This window comes from Nocardia alba NBRC 108234 (genome assembly GCF_001612665.1).
GTDB classification, from domain to species: domain Bacteria; phylum Actinomycetota; class Actinomycetes; order Mycobacteriales; family Mycobacteriaceae; genus Nocardia; species Nocardia alba.
The window spans coordinates 304,863-325,227 of record NZ_BDAX01000001.1 but is presented as its reverse complement, the minus strand read 5'-3'; the positions used below and the strand labels follow the sequence as shown (position 1 = coordinate 325,227).

Here is a 20,365-nt window from a genome sequence, read left to right as displayed (position 1 = left end):
CCACACCAGAACGTCCAGGGTCGGTTTGGACGAAACCGACAAAACCTCCTGACAGAGTGATATACAAACCTTCTCACCCTGTCTAAAGTGGTCAGTAGACCGATACGGCTACCCAGGAGAACAAGTGTCTGATTCCGCCACACCCACCGTCGCTGCCGACGAACTGACTGTTCGCAACCCGGCGTCGGGAGAACTGGTCGGCACCGTTGCCGTGTCGACCCCCGAGGAGGTCGCCGCCGCCGCGGCCGCGCTGCGCACGGCACAGCCACGGTGGGCGTCGATCAGCGCGGCCGGACGCAAACAGTGGCTGCTCAAGCTGCAGGACTGGGTGCTCGACCATGCCGACGAGCTGGCGGATTCGATTCAGGACGAATCGGGAAAGCCCAGGGTGGAGGCCGAGGTCGAGGTCGCGTTCACCGTCGATCTCCTGGGCTACTACGCGCGAAACGCCGCGAAGTTCCTCGCCGACACCGCCGTGAGCCCCCACACCCCGCTGATGCGGGTCAAGAAGCTGACCACCACCTACACGCCCTATCCGGTGGTCGGCATCATCACGCCGTGGAACTTCCCCCTCGCCATGCCCACCTCCGATCTCGTTCCGGCGCTGGCCGCGGGCGCCGCGGTGCTGCTCAAGCCGTCGGAGGTGACCCCGCTGACGCCGCTCGTGCTCGCCCGCGGCTGGGCCGAGATCGGCGCGCCGCCGGTGTTCACGGTGGTCTCCGGGTCGGGCGCGACCGGTGCCGCGGTGGTCGACAACGCTGATTTCGTCCAGTTCACCGGCTCCGGCAACACCGGGCGCCGCATCGCGGTCGCGTGCGCGGAACGCACGCGGCCCTACAGCCTCGAGATGGGCGGCAAGGACCCGGCGATCGTGCTGGCCGACGCCGACCTCGACCGCGCGGTCAACGGCATCACCTTCGGCGCGCTGACCAACGCCGGACAGCTGTGCGTCTCGGTGGAGCGGGTGTACGTCGAGGCGCCGGTGTACGACGAGTTCGTGAACAAGCTTGTGGCTCATGTCAAGACGCTGCGGCTCGGCCGCGACGACCGCAGCGGGAACATCGATGTCGGCCCGCTCGCCAACCAGGCCCAGCTCGACATCGTCACCCGCCATGTCGACGACGCGCTCGCCGGCGGCGCGCGAGCGCTCACCGGCGGAAAGGCCACCGGCGAGGGGAACTTCTTCGAACCGACGGTCCTGGTCGACGTCGATCACTCGATGTCGTGCATCACCGAGGAGACGTTCGGCCCGACCATCCCGGTCATCAAGGTCGCCGACGAGAACGAGGCGATCCGGCTCGCCAACGACTCCGAGTACGGACTGTCGGCCTCGGTGTGGACGGGCAACAAGTCGCGTGGCCAGGCGATCGCCCGGCGATTGACCGTCGGCGCCGTGAACATCAACGACGCCACCATCAATCTGTTCAATTTCGCACTCCCCCACGGTGGTTGGGGTCAGTCGGGCACCGGCTACCGATTCGGCGGCGTGGACGGGGTGCGCAAGTACTGCCGCAAGCAGGCGATCACGGCTCCGGCGCTGCCGACGCAGAAGTCCGAACTCGTCTGGTACCCGTACAGCCTGAAGAACTTCGGGTTCATGCGTAATGCCATGCGCGCGACCGGCGCTCGCGGTCGGCGACGCTTCGGCAAGTGAGTGCGTCTCGCCCCGGGTGAATATGCGAGACATATTCACCCGGGGCGAGCGGCTGTCGGTGCCCGCGCGAAGAACTCAGCGCGGCTCCGTGTCGGTCGCACGGGTGTCGGTGGGTGTGTCCAACGGACGGAATCCGGGTGCGATGTGATCACGGGCGAACCGGCGCGCGGCCGCCTCGTCGTCGAGCGGGATGACCGTCGGCCTCGTCAGCACCAGCGACAGCGCGGTGCGAGCCACCAACTCGGCGACGGGGAGCGGATCGTAGGCGGGAAGCTTGCCCGCCTCCTGCAGGCGAGTGATGAACTCGGCCAGGAAGTCACGGCCGAGCTCGATCACCGGCGCCCCGCTGGTGGTGAGGTAGGGCAGTACGGTGGCGGCGTCGGTGGCGAGCAGGCGGTCCAGCAACGGGTTGTCGCGCAGGCCGAGGGCGAAGACGACGAACAGTTCCACGATCTGGTCTTCTGCGCTGGCGCCCTTCTCGGCCTGCACCCGCATCGAGGCGTCGGCCTGCTCGAGCAGGTGGCGGACCTGCCAGAGCCCCACCGCCTGAACTACGTCGGTCTTCCCACCGAACCGGCGATACAGGGTCGCCAGGGACAGCCCGCCGCGCCGCGCCACCTCCCCCATGCTGGTGCGCTTGATCCCGAAGTCGAGAAACGCGGCCAACGCGCCGTTCAGGACATCGGCATTATCGCGCTCGACACCGACGTGTCCGCGAATCCGGGCCAGCAACCTGATCGACTCGGCCATATCCCATTCCCCTCAGCTGACAAGAGCCCGAACATAATGTGGTCTGCCGATAGCTCGCAACCTCTGACTCTGTCAGACCAGCGGACGGCCGAGTCTCCCGCGCCGCCGCATGTCCCACAGCATGGTCGAGTACGGCAGGATGCGGGCACGGACGGGCAACCGTCCGTAGATGGCGCCGAGGACGCGGAACGTCAGCCGATGCCGCCGTTCCTGCTCGTCGGTCCAGGGCAGGTAGAGCTGTGCGCGCATGGACTCGGGCAGCAGTCCGGTGACGGCGAAACGATGGAAATCGGCGACTCGGCGTGGCCGGGGAACATTGCGCATACCGACCAGCTTGCGCAGATATTCGGCGACCACGTCGTCGATCCGCATGCTCGCCAGCCCCGCCTCGAAGTAGCTCTCGAACTCCGCCAGATCGGCGGGCCACATGTCGGGCCGCATCTGCAAGCCGGTGCCGAACCTGGCCCCGTACTGCACGAAGACCTCCTTGGTGTCTTTGTCCAGCGACCCGTAGAGGCGTTCGTGGATATCCATGACTCCCCAGCACAGACAGACGGCGACCCATTTCTGCAGCTCAGGGTCGAACGCGTTGTATTTCACCTCGGCGCCCGGCGACGAACGAACGCGGCGATGGACGCTGCCGACCGCCTCGCGGTACACGTTGCGGTCGTCCTCGGTGCCCAGCATCGCCACCGCGATGTAGGTCAGCGTGGTGCGCAATCGCTTCCACGGGTGCACGTCGGCGCGGCCGGACTCGACCGTGCTCTCCACGACGCCGTAGCCCACCGGCCGGTTCGCGAGCTGCACGATCACATTCGCGCCCGCCCCGGCGAAGGCGCCGATCCCGTCGAGAAATCGCTCGATATCGAAATCGTCGACAGTGCCGTATCGACACCGCAGGACCTCGCCGCGATCGCCTGCCGTCACACGCCCGCTTACCGCTGCCACTTCACCCATAGTCCTGCGCCTCTCATCTTCCACAAGCCTCCGAGCCGTCGAGAACTCCTGAGGCAATGACACGTTGAGATGATATTCCACTTATCGACTCAGCGGAACCCCCGCGGATCCACCGCACCCTCAGTCGAGCAGGTCGGTCCGGTCCCGTCGACGCAGCACCGTCGCCGTCGCCACGCACGTCGGCCACGGTGCCGGAGAACACCCGAATATCACTGCCCCGCAGTCGTTGTCGCGCGGGCTTTCAGGTGAAAACGCTCGGGACGCAGCGTTCGGGTCTGCCATCGATAACTCGCGACCCCGCCCGGCCAGTTGTTGGTGATCCGGCCCGCGGCATTGCGGTACCAGCTCGAGCACAGACCCCACGGCGTCCGGTCCAGGCGCGCCCGCAGCTTCACGTCGTAGTCCTCGGCCACGGCGCGGCGCACCTCGAGGGTGTGCGCCGGATGGCGGGACAGTTCCTGCATCGCCTGGCGGATATAACGGGCCTGCGACTCGATCATGTAGACGATCGAACCGACGCCGAGGTTCGTATTGGGCCCGTACACCAGGAACATGTTCGGGAATTCGGGAACCGTGATGCCGTGATAGGCGCGGGCACCGCCCTGCCATTCGTCCTCGAGCGCGCGCCCGTTCGCGCCGCGAATCGCCATCGGCCACAGGAATTCGGTGCCCTTGAACCCGGTTCCGTAGACGATCACGTCCACTTCGTGCAGCACGCCGTCGGCGGTTCGCACCCCGGTCGGCACGATTTCGGTGATCTCGGTCGTCTCGACCCGCACGTGCGGCTGGGTGAGCGCCGGATAGTAGGTGTTGGAGAACAGCCCACGCTTGCAGCCGGCCGGGTAGTCGGGCGTCAGTTTCGCGCGCAGTTCCGGATCGGCGACCTGCCCGCGCAGATGATTCACGGCGATCCTGGTGAGGACGCCCCTGATCGCGGTGACGTCGACGAGCCCGAGCGAGAGGAACTCACACAGCGCCCAGACCGCGAATCGCTCGGCGAGGCGGACCGGCGGCACCGCCGCGAACATCCGGTGATGCCACGGCTTGTACTCGACATCGGGTTTGGGCAGCACCCACGCCGCCGAGCGCTGGAACAGCGTCAGCGCCCCCACGCGCGGCACGATAGCGGGCACGAACTGGATCGCGCTGGCACCGGTGCCGACCACGGCCACCCGCTTGCCCGTCAGGTCGACGCTGTGATCCCACTGCGCGGAGTGGAACGCGGGTCCGGCGAACGTACCGAGCCCCGCGATGGCGGGCAGCGCGGGCCGCGAAAGCTGACCGACCGCGGAAATCAGCACGTCGGTGGTTGTCTCGTAACCGTCGGCGGTGCGCACCGTCCAGGTCCCGGTCGCATCGTCGAAGCGGGCTTCGGTCACCTCCGATTCGAATCGGATCCGCTCGAGCAGACCGTTGTCGCGCGCCACGTCCCGCAGATAGGCGTGGATGTCGGGCTGCCCCGAGAACCGCTTGGGCCAATCGGATTTCGGCTCATAGGAATACGAGTAGAGCGGGGACGGAATATCGCAACCGGCGCCCGGGTAGGTGTTCTCGCGCCACACCCCACCCACGTCCGAGGCCCGCTCCAGGATGACGAGGTCGTCGAATCCATGGCGCAGTAATTCCATCGCCATACCGAGGCCGCCGAACCCGGTACCGATGATGACAACGGACGGCATTGTCCGAACGCGCATTGCGGAACTCCTCATGTCATGGATTTCTTCGGTCAACGCTAGGCCGCCGGGCGAGTGGTGACGAGGATGACCGCGGACAGGAAATTGACATTTCAGGCCATAATGACGGGCATGCACGCGCGGCAGGAGCCAGAGCTGGACACGTGGGACTTCCCACGAGGTGTCGCCAGCGTCGCTGTGATGACTCACTTCGCGATCGAGCAGGGAGCCGAGGCCGCCTCGATCCTCGCCGGTACCGGCTTGTCGGTCGCCGACCTCGACTCCGCCGACCGCCAGATCGATGCCCGCACGGAACTGCTGGTGGTGCGCAATCTGCTGCGCGAATTCCCCGACCGGCCCGCGCTCGGCATCGAAGTCGGTCGCAGATACCACATCAGCACCTTCGGCATCTATGGCTACGCTTGGATCACCAGCCCCACGCTCGGCGAGGCGATCTCCTTGGCGCTGAGCTACTTTCGATTGAGCTTCGCCTTCTGCACTCCGGTGGTGGAGTTCGACGACCGGCAGATGATCGCCCGGATCCGGCACGATCGGATTCCCGATGACGTAGCGCGATTCCTCGTCGAACGCGACACCTTCGCGATGCACCGGGTGCTCGACGACCTGCTCGGCGCACCGGTGGAGGTCCGCGACGCACGGTTCGCGTTTCCAGCACCCGGCTACGACGACCTGATCGCCGCGATCCTCGGCGTCGCGCCCCGATACGGGCAGCCGGAGACCAGCATCGTGATCGCCGCCGAAACGCTGCGCCGGCCACTGCCACAGGCGAACCAGGCCACGCTCACCCTGTGCCTGGCGCAATGCCGTGACCTGATCGACCGCCGGACCACCCGCACCGGAACAGCGGCCGATGTTCGCGATCATCTGCTGGCGGGAACCGGTGCCGTGGGGATCGCGATACCGCCGTCACTGGACGCGGTCGCGCACGATCTCGGGGTCACCGGCCGCACTCTGCGGCGCCATCTCGCCGCGGACGGAACCAGCTACCGGGTCCTGCTCGACGAGGCACGGCGCGGTCTGGCCGAGGACATGCTGAGCGCCACCGCGCTCTCGGTCGGGGAGATCGCGGTGCGTCTCGGCTACACCGAGGCAGGCTCGTTCGTGCGCGCCTTCAAGCGCTGGACGACCACCACTCCGGCCGCCTACCGGCGCACCAGGGCGCGCCGCTGATCGCGACGGCCCGGACCGCCCACCGACCACTATTGACGTTGTGCCAATATATCTGACAAGCTGTTTTCGCAGATTAAGGCATATTGGGTCCTGGGAGGCACTGATGACCGCACACGCGGGCTGGGTAGACGACGAGATCGAGGCCGTGCGCGAACTCGCGACGAAGTTCTTCGAGAAGGAGGTGCTTCCTGGCGCCGAGCGGTACAAGCAGCAGGGCCATCCCGACCGCGACCTCTACCGCAAGGCGGGCAAGCTCGGCTTGCTGGCCCCGTCGATCCCGGAGGAGTACGGCGGCGGAGGCGGCACGTTCGCCCATGAGGCCGCGATCATCGAGGCGCAGTCGCGGGCGGGCGACACCGCCATGGGCATCTCGATCCATTCCGGGATCGTCGCGCCCTATCTCGTCGAATTCGCCTCCGAGGAGCTCAAGGCGCGCCTGCTGCCCAAGGTGGCCAGCGGCGACTGCCTGCTCTCGATCGCGATGACCGAACCGGGAACAGGATCGGACCTGCAGAACATCCAGGCCAGGGCGGTGCGCGACGGCGACGAGTACGTCATCACCGGTTCGAAGATGTTCATCAGCAACGGCGCGCTGTGCGACGCGGTCATCATCGCCGCCAAGACCGACCCCGACAAGGGCGCCGCCGGGGTGTCGCTCATCGTCGCGGAGGTCGGTGACGACACCCCCGGCTTCACCCGCGGGCGGACCCTGCACAAGATCGGCGGCACCGGCCAGGACACCGCCGAGCTGTTCTTCGACGGCCTGCGGGTGCCGGTGGGCAACCTGCTCGGCGAGGCCGAGGGCCAGGGCTTCTATCAGATGATGAAGCTGCTGCAGCAGGAGCGACTCGTCTGCGCGGTGATGGCGGTGGCGGCGATGGAGGCCGCGGTCGCGATGACCATCGCTTACACCAAGGACCGGCAGGCCTTCGGAAAACCACTGCTGGGCTTCCAGAACACCAAGTTCGAGCTCGCCGAGTGCGCCACCATCGCCCGAATCTCCCGCGTCTTCCTCGACGACTGTCTCACCGACCACCTGGCGGGCGAGCTCGACGTGACCACGGCATCGATGGCCAAATACTGGCTCACCGATCAGTTGAGCGTGGTCGCCGACCGGTGCCTGCAACTGTTCGGCGGATACGGATTCATGACCGAGTACCCGATCTCGGAGATCTTCACCAGCGCCCGGGTCCTGCGCATTCTCGCGGGAACGAACGAGATCATGAAGGAACTGATCGCCCGCTCGCTGTAGCCGGTGACGTCACGGTTTCGGCGACGGTGCGAGCAGCGCACCCCGCGCGTTGTCCCGCGATGCGGGCGGAGCCCGGCGCTACCGAGAATTCGCTTCGGTACCCCGTCGGTCTCGCGTGCGGGGTGCCGAGGCGTCGCGTCTGGAACATGTTGGCCGCCAGTAGGGTTCGGGCGATACCGGTGACCGCAACCACCCCCTGCACGCCGATCTTTACGGCACCCCTCATTTGGATTCGAGTCGTCCGATCGAATGGCGGGTGCCGGCGAGGGCCGCTTGGGCCGCTGTCCAAGTGGAGCTATCGATGCCGAGAGCGTGGCGCAGGTAGGCGAGGGTGACCTGTTGGATGAGCGCGACGCGTGCGGGGTTCTCGTCGGTGGTCTCGGCTGCGTCGTAGCCGGAGACGCCTCCGAGGAAGTGCTGGGCGCCGAAGAGTGTGAGCAAGCTCTTGTCGCCGGGGCTGAGGGTGAAGGGGTCGGTGGTCCATTCAGGTCCCCGGGTGGTCAGCGGGAGCTCGTCCCTGTCTCCGGCGACCACGAGGGCCGACGAGGTGATGTGAGAGAAGTCCTGGTCCCGCAGCCAGGGGAGGTTCGCGGCGGCGAAGGGGGTCAGGTCGTCGCCGCCCTTCCCTGCCGTGGCCAGTAGGACACCCGTTGTGATCCGAGAGTCGGAGAGGTCTTCTGCTACTCCGGTCTGCGGGTCGGTGACGCGCAGACCCAGCAGGATCGCGGCGGTCTGGCCGCCGAAGGAATGTCCGGCCACGGCGATGCTGCCGTGGTCCGAGCGCCCGGCAAGGCCAGGGACGGCTGCTTCCAGCACGTCGAGGTCGTCAAGGATGCGTTTCATGTCGGCGACGCGGAACCGCCACATCTGGAGTTTGCGGGGGTCCTGCTCAGTCAGCTTCAGCCTCTTGGAGTCCAGATGGGTGGCCTGGAACACCACAAAGCCGTGGGCAGCCCAGTAGTCGGTCAGGGGTGCGTAGCCGTCCAGGTTCGAGCCGAATCCATGCGCGAACAAGATGATCGGCAGATCGCGCCCGGTAACCGGCGCGGACACGCGTACGTGCAGGTCGTTGCCGCGCTCGACGGCAGGCAGAACGATCGGTTTGACCGAGATGATCGGGGTGGCGGCGAGGCCGCCGGTGACGCTGGTCGCCGCAGTTTCGGACGTGGTCATGGGGGTTTCCTTCTGTGTGGACGGACAGAGAAGGGGCGATCAGCCCCACACCAGCTACGCTAAAATCTGACGTTGACGTCAGAGGCAAACAGTTGTGCGGCACATCACGAAGAGGGCGGATGCGTATCGGGGAACTCGCCGCTAGGACCGGGGTCAGTGTCCGGGCACTGCGGTACTACGAGGAGCAAAGTCTGCTCGCCGCCGAACGCAGCCCCAGTGGTCAGCGCCATTACCCCGGCAGCGCCGTCGACCGGGTCCGGCTGATCCAGCAGCTGTACCTCGCCGGCCTGTCCAGCAAGGCCATCGTCGAGCTCATGCCGTGCGTTGTCGACGGCGACGCCACACCGGAACTGCTTGCCCGGCTGGCCGAACAACGCGATCACATCGACAGACAGCTCGCCGAGCTGAGCGAAACCCGCGACCGGCTCGACTCGGTTATCACCGGCGCCACGACCAACATGCTTACCGGCCAGTCCTGCCGCAATCGCGCCGACCACACCCATGGCGATGCCAATGGCGGAAACACGCTGATGTGACGGAAGTCTCTGGTACGAGCAGAAGTTCGGGAAGCCATGCCCTGCACACAGGTCCACCGAGGACGCGATCGATGCCTTCGCCGCCACCACCTGCTGCCTGGGAGTCCGTCTCGAGCAACCAGAAGGGCGTTGGCGCGTCTATGCCCCGCACGGACTGTCGGACGTGTTCAACCTCATCGTGCGTCCCAATCCGGTCCTTGCACCGCGCACCGTCTATGAGGCCAAAGCCGGCCGCTGGCTACGCCATTGGCCTGAATTGACTGTCCTGCCCTGGCCGACAGCGGCAACCACACCATGGTGATCAACTGACAAGTGCCATCCCTGTCGCTCGGCCTCGTCTTCGGTCACAGATTCGGTAAGGGATCGGGACAACCGAGGAAGGAGGCCGTCGAGGGCGAAACTCAGTAGGCGGTCGGCCTGTCGCGGCGACGTACGATGTCGGGACAGGCGACGGCGTTGATCAGCACATCTTTCCCGGTCACCTCGGCGCCCAGAACGCCGACGACACGTGTTGGTCCGCACCGATTCCGGCGGCCGTGTCCGGGCCGTCCGCCGCGATCCTTCTCGACCGGGTGCAGAAGGCCGTCGATCTGACCCTCGAGCAGTCGCTGGCCGGCGGCACTCACTGGTCACGGTCGTCGATGGCGGAACACTGGGCGCTCCAGCACAGAACCCCCGCCGCCCGGAATTCCGGGTGACGGGGGTTCTGTTCGGTTTTCGGGACGGTCAGCCGAGTGTCTCTCCGGCAGCGGCCTTGACCCGCAACGACTCCGGGACCTCGAAGCGGTCACCGTAGGCGGCCCGCAGCTCGTCGGCTCGCGCGACGAATCCGGCCAGGCCGCCCGCGTACTGGTTGATGTACTGGATCACGCCGCCGGTCCAGGCCGGGAACCCGATCCCGAAGATCGACCCGATGTTCGCGTCCGGCACGGTGCGCAGCACGCCCTCATCGAAACACCGCACGGTATCGAGGGATTCGGCGAACAGCATCCGTTCCTGCATGTCGATGAACGCGATGCCGTGATCGTCGCGAGTGTACTTCTCGACCAGTCCCGGCCACAGGCCGAGCTTCTTGCCGTCGGCGTCGTATTCGTAGAAGCCGCGGCCTTCGAGTCGGCCCGGCCGATCGAAGTCGTCGACCATCGCGTCGACGAGCGGGTAGGCGTTCGAGTCCACCCAGTTCTTGCCGTCGGCGAGCAGGTTCTCCTTCAGGCTGCGCCGAATCTTCTGCGCCAGTTTCATATTGATCTCGTCGGCCAGCGCCAGCGCACCCACCGGGTACCCGGCCTGGGTGGCGGCCTGTTCGACCGAGGCCGGGTGCACGCCCTCGGCGACCAGTGCGATGGCCTCGTCCATGAACTGGCCGATGACCCGGCTGGTGAAGAACCCGCGACTGTCGTTGACCACGATCGGCGTCTTCTTGATCGCCAGGGTGTAGTCGATGGCGCGGGCGATGGCTTCGTCGCTGGTTTGCTCACCGACCACGATCTCGACCAGTGGCATCTTGTCCACCGGGGAGAAGAAGTGCAGGCCGATGAAGTCCTTCGGCCGCTGCACGCCGGTGGACAGATCGGTGATCGGCAGGGTCGAGGTGTTGGACCCGAGGAGGGCATCGGCGTTCACCAGGTGCTCGATCTCGCCGAACACCTTCTTCTTCAGACCCGGATCCTCGAACACCGCTTCGACGACGAAGTCGCACCCGGCGGCGTCGGCCGGATCCGCGGACGGGTGGATGCGGCCGAGGATCGCGTCGTAGGAGTCCTGGGTGATCGCGCCCTTGCGCAGCGCCTTGTCGAGCAGCTTGCGCGAGTAGGCCTTGCCGCGCTCGGCCGCCTCGATGGTGACGTCCTTGAGCACGACCTGCATGCCGGCGCGGGCCTGCACATAGGCGATGCCCGCGCCCATCATGCCCGCGCCGAGCACGAGGACCTTCTCCGGCGTGCGCACGGGGAAGCCTTCGGGGCGGCTGCCGCCCTTGTTGATGGTGCCCAGATCGAAGAACAGCGCCTTGATCATGTTCGTCGAGACCTGGCCGCAGATCAGGTTGGCGCAGTAGCGGGTCTCGATCGCGAACGCGGTGTCGATGTCGACCTGCGCGCCCTCCACCGCGGTCGCGAGCACCGCGATCGGGGCGGGCATCGGCGCACCCTTGAGCTGCTTGCGCACATTCGCCGGGAACGCGGGCAGGTTCGCCGCCACCGCCGGGCTCGACGGCGTGCCGCCGGGGATCCTGTAGCCCTTCACATCCCATGGCTGCGCGGCCTCGGGGTTGGCCGCGATCCAGGCGCGCGCCTTGTCGAACATCTCCCCGCGGGTGGCCGCGACCTCGTGCACGATGCCGACCTGCAACGCCTTGGCGGGCTTCATCCGCTGACCCTGGCCCACGACATTGAGCACCGCGGCGGTGATGCCGAGCAGTCGCACCGTCCTGGTGACACCACCCGCGCCGGGCAGCAGGCCGAACGTGACCTCCGGCAGCCCGAGCAGACTGCCCTTGACGTCGAGCGCGATCCGGTGGTGGGTGGCCAGCGCGACCTCGAAGCCGCCGCCGAGCGCGGTGCCGTTGATCGCGGCGACCACCGGCTTGCCCAGCGTCTCGAGCCGGCGGAACGCCGCCTTGTAGGTGTCGAGGCCGAGCGCGATCTGCGGCGCGGACTCCGGGGTCGCGTTCATCAGCAGGTTCAGGTCGCCACCGGCGAAGAAGGTGTCCTTGCCCGAGGTGAGGATGACGCCGTCGAAACTGTCGCGCTCGGCCTCGAGCCGGTCGACGGTCGCGGTGAGGTCGCGGGCGAACGACTCGGTCATCGTGTTGGTCGACTGGTTCGGGTCGTCCATCGTGAGCACGAGCACCCGATCGGCGCCGAGTTCCCAGGCAATCATGTTGTCAGTCATGGCTTTTCGTTGTTCCTTCGGTCTCGGAGTCCGACGCTCAGACGCGCTCGATGATGGTGGCGATGCCCATACCGCCGCCGATGCACAGCGTGATCAGCGCGCGGCGCGCTCCCCGGCGCTCGAGCTCGTCGACCATGGTTCCGGTGATCATGGCGCCGGTCGCGCCCAGCGGGTGGCCCATGGCGATGGCGCCGCCGTTGACGTTGAGCTTGTCCTCGGGGATGTTCAGCTTCTTCTGGAAGTTCAGCACCACCGACGCGAAGGCCTCGTTGAGCTCGAACAGGTCGATGTCGTCGACCGTGAGCCCGGCCAGCGCCAGCACCTTCTCGGTCGCCGGGATCGGCCCGGTCAGCATGATCGTGGAGTCGGCGCCGCTCACCGCCGAGGCGACCACCCGGGCGCGCGGCGTCAGACCCGCGGCGACACCGGCGGACTCACTGCCGATCAGTACCAGCGCCGAACCGTCGACGATGCCCGAGGAGTTGCCGGCGTGGTGGACGTGGTCGATCTTCTCGACGTGGTGGTAGCGCTGCATGGCGACGGCGTCGAAGCCGCCCATCTCCCCCATCGCCGCGAACGAGGGGGCGAGCCCGGCCAGGCTCTCCACCGTGGTGTCGGGGCGCATGAACTCGTCGTGGTCGAGCAGCACCGCGCCGTTGATGTCGCGCACCGGGACAATGGATTTGGCGAAGTAGCCGCCCGACCACGCGGCGGCGGCCTTGCGCTGCGATCGCACCGCGAAGGCGTCGACGTCGTCGCGGGTGAAGCCTTCGACCGTGGCGATCAGGTCCGCGCCGACGCCTTGCGGCACGAAGTAGGTGTGGTAGTTGGTGACCGGGTCCATCGCCCACGCGCCGCCGTCGGAGCCCAGCGGAACCCGCGACATCGACTCCACGCCACCGGCGATGACGAGCTGCTCCCAGCCCGACCTGACCTTCTGCGCGGCGGTGTTGACGGCTTCGAGGCCCGAGCCGCAGAACCGGTTGAGCTGCACGCCGGCGACGGTGTCGGGCAGCCCGGCCGCCAGTGCGGCGGTTTTGGCGATATCGGCGCCCTGGTCACCCACCGGGGACACCACACCGAGGACGATGTCGTCGATTGCCGCCGGGTCGAGTCCGGGATGGCGGGTCTTCAGTTCCTCGATGAGCCCGACCACCAGGTCGAGCGGCTTGACGCCGTGCAGGGCGCCGGTCTTCTTGCCACGCCCACGCGGCGTGCGGATCGCCTCGTAGATGAATGCCTCGGTCATGATTCTCTCCTCGCTCGAATCTGACAATAGAATGCAGCAGATTTGGAAATCTGACAAGGCTGTATGGCAGACTCGACGGATGGTCAAGGATCGCGCGTACGCGGGTGTGCCCGCCGAACAGCGACGCGCGCAGCGTCGGACGACGTTCCTGGAGGCCGCCAGGGAGATGATCGGCACCCAGGGTTCGACCCGGCTCACCGTCGGCGGTCTCTGCCGCCAGGCCGGACTGACCGAGCGCTACTTCTACGAGAACTTCACCACCCTGGACGCCGTCGTCACCGAGGTCTACGACCAGGTGATCAGCGAGCTGACCGACATGATCGCCGATCGGGTGCGCGCCGCACCCGCTCCCCTGCGCGACAAAGTGCACGCGGCCATCGCCGCGGGCGTGCAAGCGGTCGCCGACGATCCGCGGGTGATCCGCATCGCGTTCACCGAGGCCCAGTTCAATCCCGTCCTCAACACCCGCCGCACCGCGACGATCCGCAGCTTCGCCGCCTTGGTCCTGGCCACGGTGAACAAGCACCTCAACCCCGAGATGACCGGGGCGGTGCGGGCGTACGGCGAACTCGCCGCCATGCACCTCGTCGGCGGACTGTACGAGACCGTCTACGGCTGGCTCAACGGAGCGCTCGACCTCACCAGAGAGGAGCTCGTCGACGAGTCGACCGAGATCTTCCTCGTGGTCCTGGAACAGATTCTGGGCCCCGACGGCCTCCGGCGGCGTCAGCGCGGCCAACTGCGCGAGGACGACCCTTCCGAGTCACCCACGAGCTGATCCCGTTCGACCGAGAGCGCCGCGCGTCCCCGGTCACGTAGCGAGTTCCGTTCCGCACGAGCAGGTTCGGTTCCGGTCCGAACATGTCGACGGTATGCGAGCATGACGATGAAAGTCTCTCATCCACTCTCGCATTCATCGAATCTCCGGAGGTACCGATGGGGCAGCAGGAATCCCCGCACATCCTGGTCGCGGGGGCAGGCCTGGCCGGATTGGCCACGGCGGTCTGGCTCGCGCAGGCAGGCCACCGGGTCACCCTCGTCGAGAAGCGGGGACGGCTCGGCGGTCGCACGATCTCCTTCGAGGTACCCGGCATCGATGGCAAAGTCGACAACGGTCAGCACCTGTTCGCCGGTTGCTACGACGCGCTGTTGCGCTACGTCGACACCATCGGCACGCGCGACCAACTCCGCTGGGACGCTCCCCCTTTCGCGATCAGAACCGGACCCGATCGCCTGCTCACACTGCGCGCGCCCACGTGGCTGCCACGCACGCTGCGCCGGGCGGTCGGGCTGTCCTGGATGGTGTGGCCGCCGATCCCGCTGCGCGAGCGACCGGCCGCCCTGCGCACCTGGGCGCGGATCGTGCGCGCCGCGCTGCGCCCAGCACCGGAACTCGACGATCTGACCGTCGATCGCTGGTTTCGCCGGATCGGCGCACCACCGTCGATGCGCGCGCTGGTGCTCGATCAGTTCGTCATCGGCCTGCTCAACGAGAAGACCGAACGGGTGTCGGCCTCCATGTTCGTCCAGACCCTGCACTGGATCGGCAAGCGCGCGCTGTCGGGCAATACCAGGGCCGGTGACGCGGTCTGGCCACGGGTGAGCCTGCACGAGTTGTTCGTCGCGCCCGCCGAGCGGTATCTGCGGGCGCGCGGCGCGGAGATCGTCGTGGGGGCCGGCGTCACCGATATCGAGATCGTCGACGACGGACTCACCGGCGTACGACTCTCCGACGGGCGGGTCATCGACGTCGACGCGGCGGTGCTCACGTTGCCGCCATGGTCGCTGACCACCTTGCTCGATCGTGGACGCCTCGGGCAGTACGACCACTTCACCCCCGCGCGCAAGATCGAGCCCGCCCCGATCTCGAGCGTCTACGTGTGGCTGGATCGGCCGCTGAAGATGCAACGACTCGCGGAGAATCTGCGCGACACCACCATCGAGTGGGTGTTCGACACCACCGGCATGCACGGCGTCGAGACCGAGGCAGGGCACTGCTACTCGCTGGCCGTCAGCGCCTCGTGGGATGTGGTCCATCTGCCCAACGCCGAATTCACCGCGGCGGCAATGGAATCGCTGGCCGAGCATTATCCCGAGGTCGCCGAGGCCACGGTGCTGCGCACCCACGTCATCCACCAGCCGCAGGCGACCTTCTCGGCGCAGCCCGGCTTCGACGAGTTGCGCCTGCCACAGCGCACGCCGATCGACGGGCTGTTCCTCGCGGGCGACTGGACCGAGACCGGGATGCCCTCCACGATGGAGGCCGCTGTCGAGAGCGCGATCCGCGCCGTCGGCGCCGTCGGCGAATATCTCGACGCCGGGACCGGCGCAGCCGGATCTAAGTGACTGCTGATTCTGGCCGATAACTACTCCGAATCGGTTGATTCCACACTGAGACAGAAGTACATTGTGTCTCACACAGCCGCAGGTCCACACGGACGCACTGGCACACATCCCTCCGGGAGGGTTGATGGATTACGACTGGTCAGCGGCCGATCTGGCCTTCAGAGATGAGGTTCGGGCCTTTCTCGACGACAAGCTGACACCCGACCTACGCCGCGCCGGACACTTGGCGACCAGTGTCTATCCCGATCACCACGCCAGCATGAAGTGGCAACACATTCTGCATGAGCGTGGCTGGGCGGCGCCGGCGTGGCCGGTCGAATACGGCGGCTGCGACTGGAGCCTGACCCAGCACTACATCTTCGGCCGGGAGCTGATGCAGGCCGGTGCGCCCGCGCTGTCACCGATGGGCATCAGGATGGTCGCGCCCGCGATCGTCGCCTTCGGAACGGCCGAGCAGAAGGCGTACTACCTGCCACGGATCCTGACCGGTGAGGTGTTCTTCTGTCAGGGGTATTCGGAGCCGGAATCCGGGTCGGATCTGGCCTCGCTGACCATGGCCGCCGTCGAGGACGGCGAGGACTTCGTGTGCACCGGCAGCAAGATCTGGACCACCCACGCCACGGAGGCGAACTGGATCTTCTGCCTCGTCCGCACCTCACGCACGGGCAAGAAGCAGGAGGGCATCACCTTCCTGCTCATCGAGATGACCTCGCCGGGTATCGAAGTCCGCCCACTGGTCATGACCTCGGGCGAGCAGGTGCAGAACCAGGTCTTCTTCGACAACGTCCGGGTACCGAAGACCAATGTGCTCGGCCGGATCGACGATGGCTGGACCGTGGCGAAATACCTGCTCGTCCACGAACGTGGTGGGGCATTGTCGCCGATGTTGCAGGTCATGGCCCAGGAGGTCGCGACCGCGGCCGCCGAGCAGGCCGGTCCGGACGGCAATCCGCTGATCGATGACGCTATCTTCGCGGCGAAGCTGGCCGAAGCGCGGATTCGCACCGAGGTGCTCGAGATCCTCGAGTACCGGACGCTGTCGATGATGGCGCAGGGCAAGAATCCCGGCCCCGCCTCGTCGATGCTCAAGATCCTGGCCACCGAATTGAGCCAGCGGATCACCGAATTGGCACTCGAGGCCGCGGGTCCGCGCGGTCGGGTATACCAGCCGCACGCGACGATGCCCGGCGGGCCGATCGCCGAGTTCCAGCCACCGGCCGACGGCTACCGCAGCGGGCAGGAGTGGCAGGCGGTCGCACCGCTGCGTTACTTCAACGACCGGGCGGGCTCGATCTACGCGGGCAGCAATGAGATTCAGCGAAATATCCTCGCCAAAGCAGCATTGGGGCTCTGATGGACTTCACCTTCACCAAAGAGCAGGAACTTCTTCGTGATTCGGTGGCCGGATTCCTCGGTGCCCGGTACGACCTGGAGAAGAGTCGCGGCGCGGTCAAGTCCGACGCGGGGTGGCAGCCGACAGTGTGGCGCGGTTTCGCCGAGGAACTCGGCATCCTCGGGGCGACCTTGCCCGAGGAGGTCGACGGCATGGGTGGTGGTCCGATCGAAATGATGGTCATCGCCGAGGAACTCGGACGCGCGCTCGTCGTCGAACCGTACGTCGACACGGTCGTGGTCGGGGCGGGGCTGCTCCAACGCGGCGGCGGTGCCGCGGCGCAGGCGTTGCTGCGCCAGATCGTGGCCGGTGCGGCTCGCATCGCGTTCGCCGCGCTGGAGCCGACATCGGGTCATGCGATGCACGATGTGTCGACGACCGCGCGGCGCGAGGGTGATTCGTGGGTGATCGACGGCACCAAGACCGTCGTGACCAGTGCGCCGCTGGCGACGCATCTGATCATCAGCGCGCGCACCTCGGGCGCTCGGCGCGACGAATCCGGTATCTCGTTGTTCCTCAGCGAATTCGATGCGGCGAACCCGCCTGCGGGGGTGGCGGTCCACTCCTATCGGACCATCGACGACCGGGTCGGCTCCGACATCACCTTCACCGAGTTCACCGTGCCCGCCGCCGCACTGCTCGGCACCGAAGGGCAGGCATGGCCGTCGATCGCGGCCACCGCGGACGAGGCCGTCGCGGCGATCGCCGCGGAGTCGGTCGGATGTATGCGCAAGGTGCTGGCCGATACCGTCGAATACGCCAAGCAGCGCCGGCAGTTCGATCAGCCGATCGGCAGCTTCCAAGTGCTGCAACACCGCATGGTCGATATGTACATGGAGCTCGAACAGTCCATCGCCGCAACGTATCTGGCGATCCACTCGCTGAACGCGGCGCCGGCGGCGCGGGCGCGGGCAGCCTCGGCGGCCAAGGTCACGATCAGCCGGGCCGCCCGGTTCATCGGCCAGAGTTCGGTCCAGCTGCACGGCGCGATGGGCATGACCGAGGAACTCGCCATCGGCCACTATTTCAAGCGGCTGACCGCGATCGAGCACGAATTCGGATCCGCCGACCACCACCTCGCCCGCTACGCCGCGCTGACGAGGCCGTAGTCGTGACCAGCGGCGAACGTCAGTCGCCGGCACCGGAGGTGGCGGCGACGGACACGCCCGCGAAACCGGTGCGCGAGGCCGTCATCGACCTCGCGCACCGGTGGTTTCTCGAGGGCCGCCGCATCGATATGCAACAGCTGGCCCGCGCTTGCGGGATCGGCCGCGCCACGCTGTATCGCTGGTGGGGAAGTCGCGAAGTCGTCATCGGTGAGGTGGTCTGGCGCATCATCGCCGAGGCGATCGATCGCGTCGAGGCACGCGACGCGCGCGTGCCCGGCGATCCCGCCAGGCGCTTCGTCCGCAACTTCGGCACCCTCGCGGATACGGTGCGCACGTTCGAGCCGCTGACCCGCTTCGTCGCCGAGGACCCGGAATACGGCTTGCGCGTGCTGACTTCCGGTTACACGGTCGTGCAGGGCCGCATGATCGACTGGGCCGCGTCACGCCTGGCCGAGATCCCCGATCTCGATCCGCGGATCGAAGTTCGCGACCTCGCCTATGCGATCGTGCGCGTCGGCGAAGCTTTCGTCTGGAGCGACATCATCACCGGTGACCCGCCACAGTCGGGCAAGGCCACCGCCATGGTCTCGCTACTCGTTTCCGCCGCCACCGGCACACGCTGAACCAAGGAGCCGAATTGACCTATCGAACCATCGAATACAGCGTCGACGACGCGGTCGCCACCATCACGCTGAACCGTCCGCAGGCCCGCAACGGTTTCACCACCGAGATGGCCGACGAACTCGGCGCGGCCTTCACCGAAGCCGACCGCGACGACGCCGTGCGTGCGGTGATCTTCGCCGCGCAGGGCCGGGATTTCTGCGTCGGCATGGATCTGACGGCGGGCGGCTCCGACGAGGACGTCACCGACCCCGAATGGGTCGAATGGTCCACCCGGGTCGTGCGCCCGATGACCGACCTGAACAAGCCCGTCATCGTCGCCATGCAGGGCGCCGCCATCGGCGTCGGCCTGTCCATGACCCTGGCCGCCGACTTCCGCCTGGCCGCCACCGATTCGCGCTTCGGTTTCGTCTTCGCCCGCCGTGGCCTGTTTCCCGAGGGTGGATCGCTGTGGTTCCTGCCGCGTATCGTCGGCCTGGCCAAAGCCAAGGAATGGATGATCACCGGCCGCGTTTTCGGCGCCGACGAAGCCCTCGCCGCGGGGCTGGTCACCAGCCTGCACGACGCCGAAGAACTCCTGCCCGCAGCTCGGGCCCTCGCCGCCGAACTGACAACCCAGGTGGCCCCGGTCTCCGTAGCCGCCATCCGGCGCGGCCTGGTCGCCATGTCCGGCGACAAGACCCCCGACGATGTCTTCACCCTCGACGCGCGCCTGATCTCCTACGCCTTCGCCAGCTCCGACCTTCGCGAAGGCATCATGTCCTTCCTCCAGAAGCGCCCACCGCACTTCACCGGACAGGTGGCCACCGAGCTTCCCCACCTCGACGATTGGCTGTCCTGAATCGGCGCCGACCTACCGTCGATCACCGCGAGGCCGCGGCCTGAGATGATCATGACCATCTCAGGCCGAGACAGCCGGCGATTTTGTTCGTAAAGTTCACGATGTGTCACCGAACTCGAACACCGCGGCTGTGGCCGGAGCCCTGTCCCTGCTGACGCTGCGACTCGATCGCCTGCTACGTCTGCATCACACCGACCAACCGATCTCGTTGGTCCAGCGCTCGGCACTCACCACCCTCGTCCGCCACGGCGCGATGTCCTCTGGCGCGCTCGCCCACAGCGAGGGGGTCCGGCCGCCGTCGATGACGCGCACGATCAACGCGTTGGCCGCGCTGAAACTGATCGAGCGCAGGCCCCATCCTTCCGACGGCAGACAGATCGTCGTCGCCGCCACCCGAGCCGGTCGGGCCCTGCTGGCCGACAAGGTCGCGGCACGTGATTCCTGGCTCGCCGAGCGGTTGAGCACGCTCTCCGACGAGCAGGCCTCCCTGCTGCGGCAGGCCCTCGTGATCATGAGCCATATCGGCGAAACCGACACCGGCGCGAGTACCGAGATCAACGGTGTCTCGCACGCCACCAGCGTCGCGATCTCCGCGGGATAGGTTGCTCGCCAACCTGTTCCCTACACTCGCGATGCCACCACTTCGACCGGCTCGCGGGTCCGGCGCCGGCTCGGTGCCCAGACCGCGACGAGTGCGGCCGCGCCGATAGTCAGCCACCCAAGCACCG

The 20,365-nt window shown here is 67.1% G+C and carries 18 protein-coding genes and 1 pseudogene; 13 read left to right on the top strand and 6 right to left on the bottom strand.

Translation table 11 applies throughout. The features are described from left to right. Window positions 1-124 precede the first annotated feature (124 nt). Window positions 125-1,654 carry an aldehyde dehydrogenase family protein gene (locus tag NA12_RS01530; RefSeq protein ID WP_067445091.1) on the top strand — a complete coding sequence of 510 codons (1,530 nt, stop codon included), beginning with the start codon at window positions 125-127 and terminating at the stop codon, window positions 1,652-1,654. 75 nt (window positions 1,655-1,729) lie between these two features. Here the strand turns inward: NA12_RS01530 and NA12_RS01525 are convergent, their stop codons facing one another. The 3 genes from NA12_RS01525 to NA12_RS01515 all read right to left on the bottom strand — a co-directional run bounded on the left by NA12_RS01525 (window position 1,730) and on the right by NA12_RS01515 (window position 5,055). After that, the gene (locus NA12_RS01525; protein ID WP_067445088.1) at window positions 1,730-2,404 is read right to left on the bottom strand and encodes a TetR/AcrR family transcriptional regulator; all 675 of its coding nucleotides are present in this window, start codon (window positions 2,402-2,404) and stop codon (window positions 1,730-1,732) included. A gap of 72 nt (window positions 2,405-2,476) precedes the next feature. Beyond that, window positions 2,477-3,352 carry an oxygenase MpaB family protein gene (locus tag NA12_RS01520; protein ID WP_243654864.1) on the bottom strand — a complete coding sequence of 292 codons (876 nt, stop codon included), beginning with the start codon at window positions 3,350-3,352 and terminating at the stop codon, window positions 2,477-2,479. Between the two features lie 218 nt (window positions 3,353-3,570). After that, on the bottom strand, window positions 3,571-5,055 hold the full coding sequence (locus NA12_RS01515; RefSeq protein WP_084472264.1) for a flavin-containing monooxygenase: 1,485 nt from the start codon (window positions 5,053-5,055) through the stop codon (window positions 3,571-3,573). 180 nt (window positions 5,056-5,235) lie between these two features. Here NA12_RS01515 and NA12_RS01510 point away from each other — a divergent pair, with 180 nt between their 5' ends. Continuing rightward, entirely contained in the window at window positions 5,236-6,225 is a 990-nt protein-coding gene (locus NA12_RS01510; RefSeq protein ID WP_243654863.1) for an AraC family transcriptional regulator, read from the top strand. A gap of 103 nt (window positions 6,226-6,328) precedes the next feature. Next, on the top strand, window positions 6,329-7,477 hold the full coding sequence (locus NA12_RS01505) for an acyl-CoA dehydrogenase family protein (protein WP_067445084.1): 1,149 nt from the start codon (window positions 6,329-6,331) through the stop codon (window positions 7,475-7,477). A 222-nt stretch (window positions 7,478-7,699) separates the two neighbouring features. Here the strand turns inward: NA12_RS01505 and NA12_RS01500 are convergent, their stop codons facing one another. Then, a complete protein-coding gene (locus NA12_RS01500; RefSeq protein WP_067445082.1) occupies window positions 7,700-8,650 on the bottom strand; it encodes an alpha/beta hydrolase family protein in 951 nt (316 codons plus the stop codon). Between the two features lie 119 nt (window positions 8,651-8,769). On the opposite strand from NA12_RS01500, the gene NA12_RS01495 reads away from it, so the two are divergent. From NA12_RS01495 to NA12_RS33455, 3 genes and pseudogenes are all read left to right on the top strand, one after another. Then, on the top strand, window positions 8,770-9,186 hold the full coding sequence (locus NA12_RS01495; protein WP_067445080.1) for a MerR family transcriptional regulator: 417 nt from the start codon (window positions 8,770-8,772) through the stop codon (window positions 9,184-9,186). Between the two features lie 19 nt (window positions 9,187-9,205). Continuing rightward, window positions 9,206-9,487, top strand: a pseudogene (locus NA12_RS32910) (nucleotidyltransferase family protein); the annotation flags it as partial. 235 nt (window positions 9,488-9,722) lie between these two features. Then, complete coding sequence (locus tag NA12_RS33455; protein ID WP_157106369.1) at window positions 9,723-9,884, top strand: hypothetical protein; 162 nt, start codon at window positions 9,723-9,725, stop codon at window positions 9,882-9,884. 28 nt (window positions 9,885-9,912) lie between these two features. Here the strand turns inward: NA12_RS33455 and NA12_RS01485 are convergent, their stop codons facing one another. Together NA12_RS01485 and NA12_RS01480 are read right to left on the bottom strand one after the other, a co-directional pair. Beyond that, on the bottom strand, window positions 9,913-12,078 hold the full coding sequence (locus NA12_RS01485; RefSeq protein WP_067445076.1) for a 3-hydroxyacyl-CoA dehydrogenase NAD-binding domain-containing protein: 2,166 nt from the start codon (window positions 12,076-12,078) through the stop codon (window positions 9,913-9,915). Window positions 12,079-12,115: 37 nt separating this feature from the next. Further along, window positions 12,116-13,330 (bottom strand): acetyl-CoA C-acetyltransferase, encoded by a 1,215-nt coding sequence (locus NA12_RS01480; protein WP_067445243.1) that lies wholly within the window; start codon window positions 13,328-13,330, stop codon window positions 12,116-12,118. Between the two features lie 76 nt (window positions 13,331-13,406). Between NA12_RS01480 and NA12_RS01475 the strand changes: the two genes are divergently transcribed. The 7 genes from NA12_RS01475 (at window position 13,407) to NA12_RS01445 (ending at window position 20,238) form a co-directional block, all read left to right on the top strand. Next, window positions 13,407-14,105, top strand: a complete 699-nt coding sequence (locus tag NA12_RS01475) for a TetR/AcrR family transcriptional regulator (RefSeq protein WP_067445073.1) — start codon at window positions 13,407-13,409, stop codon at window positions 14,103-14,105. A 158-nt stretch (window positions 14,106-14,263) separates the two neighbouring features. Then, the gene (gene hpnE / locus NA12_RS01470) at window positions 14,264-15,673 is read left to right on the top strand and encodes a hydroxysqualene dehydroxylase HpnE (protein ID WP_165914795.1); all 1,410 of its coding nucleotides are present in this window, start codon (window positions 14,264-14,266) and stop codon (window positions 15,671-15,673) included. Window positions 15,674-15,797: 124 nt separating this feature from the next. Further along, a complete protein-coding gene (locus tag NA12_RS01465; protein ID WP_067445070.1) occupies window positions 15,798-17,027 on the top strand; it encodes an acyl-CoA dehydrogenase family protein in 1,230 nt (409 codons plus the stop codon). Further along, window positions 17,027-18,175 (top strand): acyl-CoA dehydrogenase family protein, encoded by a 1,149-nt coding sequence (locus NA12_RS01460; protein WP_067445067.1) that lies wholly within the window; start codon window positions 17,027-17,029, stop codon window positions 18,173-18,175. The genes NA12_RS01465 and NA12_RS01460 overlap by 1 nt, the downstream gene beginning before the upstream one ends. A 2-nt stretch (window positions 18,176-18,177) precedes the next feature. Further along, a complete protein-coding gene (locus NA12_RS01455) occupies window positions 18,178-18,798 on the top strand; it encodes a QsdR family transcriptional regulator (RefSeq protein ID WP_084472261.1) in 621 nt (206 codons plus the stop codon). 14 nt (window positions 18,799-18,812) lie between these two features. After that, entirely contained in the window at window positions 18,813-19,637 is an 825-nt protein-coding gene (locus tag NA12_RS01450) for an enoyl-CoA hydratase-related protein (protein WP_067445064.1), read from the top strand. A gap of 103 nt (window positions 19,638-19,740) precedes the next feature. Beyond that, the gene (locus tag NA12_RS01445; RefSeq protein ID WP_067445061.1) at window positions 19,741-20,238 is read left to right on the top strand and encodes a MarR family winged helix-turn-helix transcriptional regulator; all 498 of its coding nucleotides are present in this window, start codon (window positions 19,741-19,743) and stop codon (window positions 20,236-20,238) included. Window positions 20,239-20,365 lie beyond the last annotated feature (127 nt).

Coding starts and splice junctions, on each gene's coding strand:
- NA12_RS01525 (WP_067445088.1), bottom strand. CDS start 2,404: ATGGCCGAGTCGATCAGGTTGCTGGCCCGGATTCGCGGACACGTCGGT.
- NA12_RS01515 (WP_084472264.1), bottom strand. CDS start 5,055: ATGCGCGTTCGGACAATGCCGTCCGTTGTCATCATCGGTACCGGGTTC.
- NA12_RS01510 (WP_243654863.1), top strand. CDS start 5,236: ATGACTCACTTCGCGATCGAGCAGGGAGCCGAGGCCGCCTCGATCCTC.
- NA12_RS01505 (WP_067445084.1), top strand. CDS start 6,329: ATGACCGCACACGCGGGCTGGGTAGACGACGAGATCGAGGCCGTGCGC.
- NA12_RS01500 (WP_067445082.1), bottom strand. CDS start 8,650: ATGACCACGTCCGAAACTGCGGCGACCAGCGTCACCGGCGGCCTCGCC.
- NA12_RS01495 (WP_067445080.1), top strand. CDS start 8,770: ATGCGTATCGGGGAACTCGCCGCTAGGACCGGGGTCAGTGTCCGGGCA.
- NA12_RS01485 (WP_067445076.1), bottom strand. CDS start 12,078: ATGACTGACAACATGATTGCCTGGGAACTCGGCGCCGATCGGGTGCTC.
- NA12_RS01475 (WP_067445073.1), top strand. CDS start 13,407: ATGGTCAAGGATCGCGCGTACGCGGGTGTGCCCGCCGAACAGCGACGC.
- hpnE (WP_165914795.1), top strand. CDS start 14,264: ATGGGGCAGCAGGAATCCCCGCACATCCTGGTCGCGGGGGCAGGCCTG.
- NA12_RS01465 (WP_067445070.1), top strand. CDS start 15,798: ATGGATTACGACTGGTCAGCGGCCGATCTGGCCTTCAGAGATGAGGTT.
- NA12_RS01460 (WP_067445067.1), top strand. CDS start 17,027: ATGGACTTCACCTTCACCAAAGAGCAGGAACTTCTTCGTGATTCGGTG.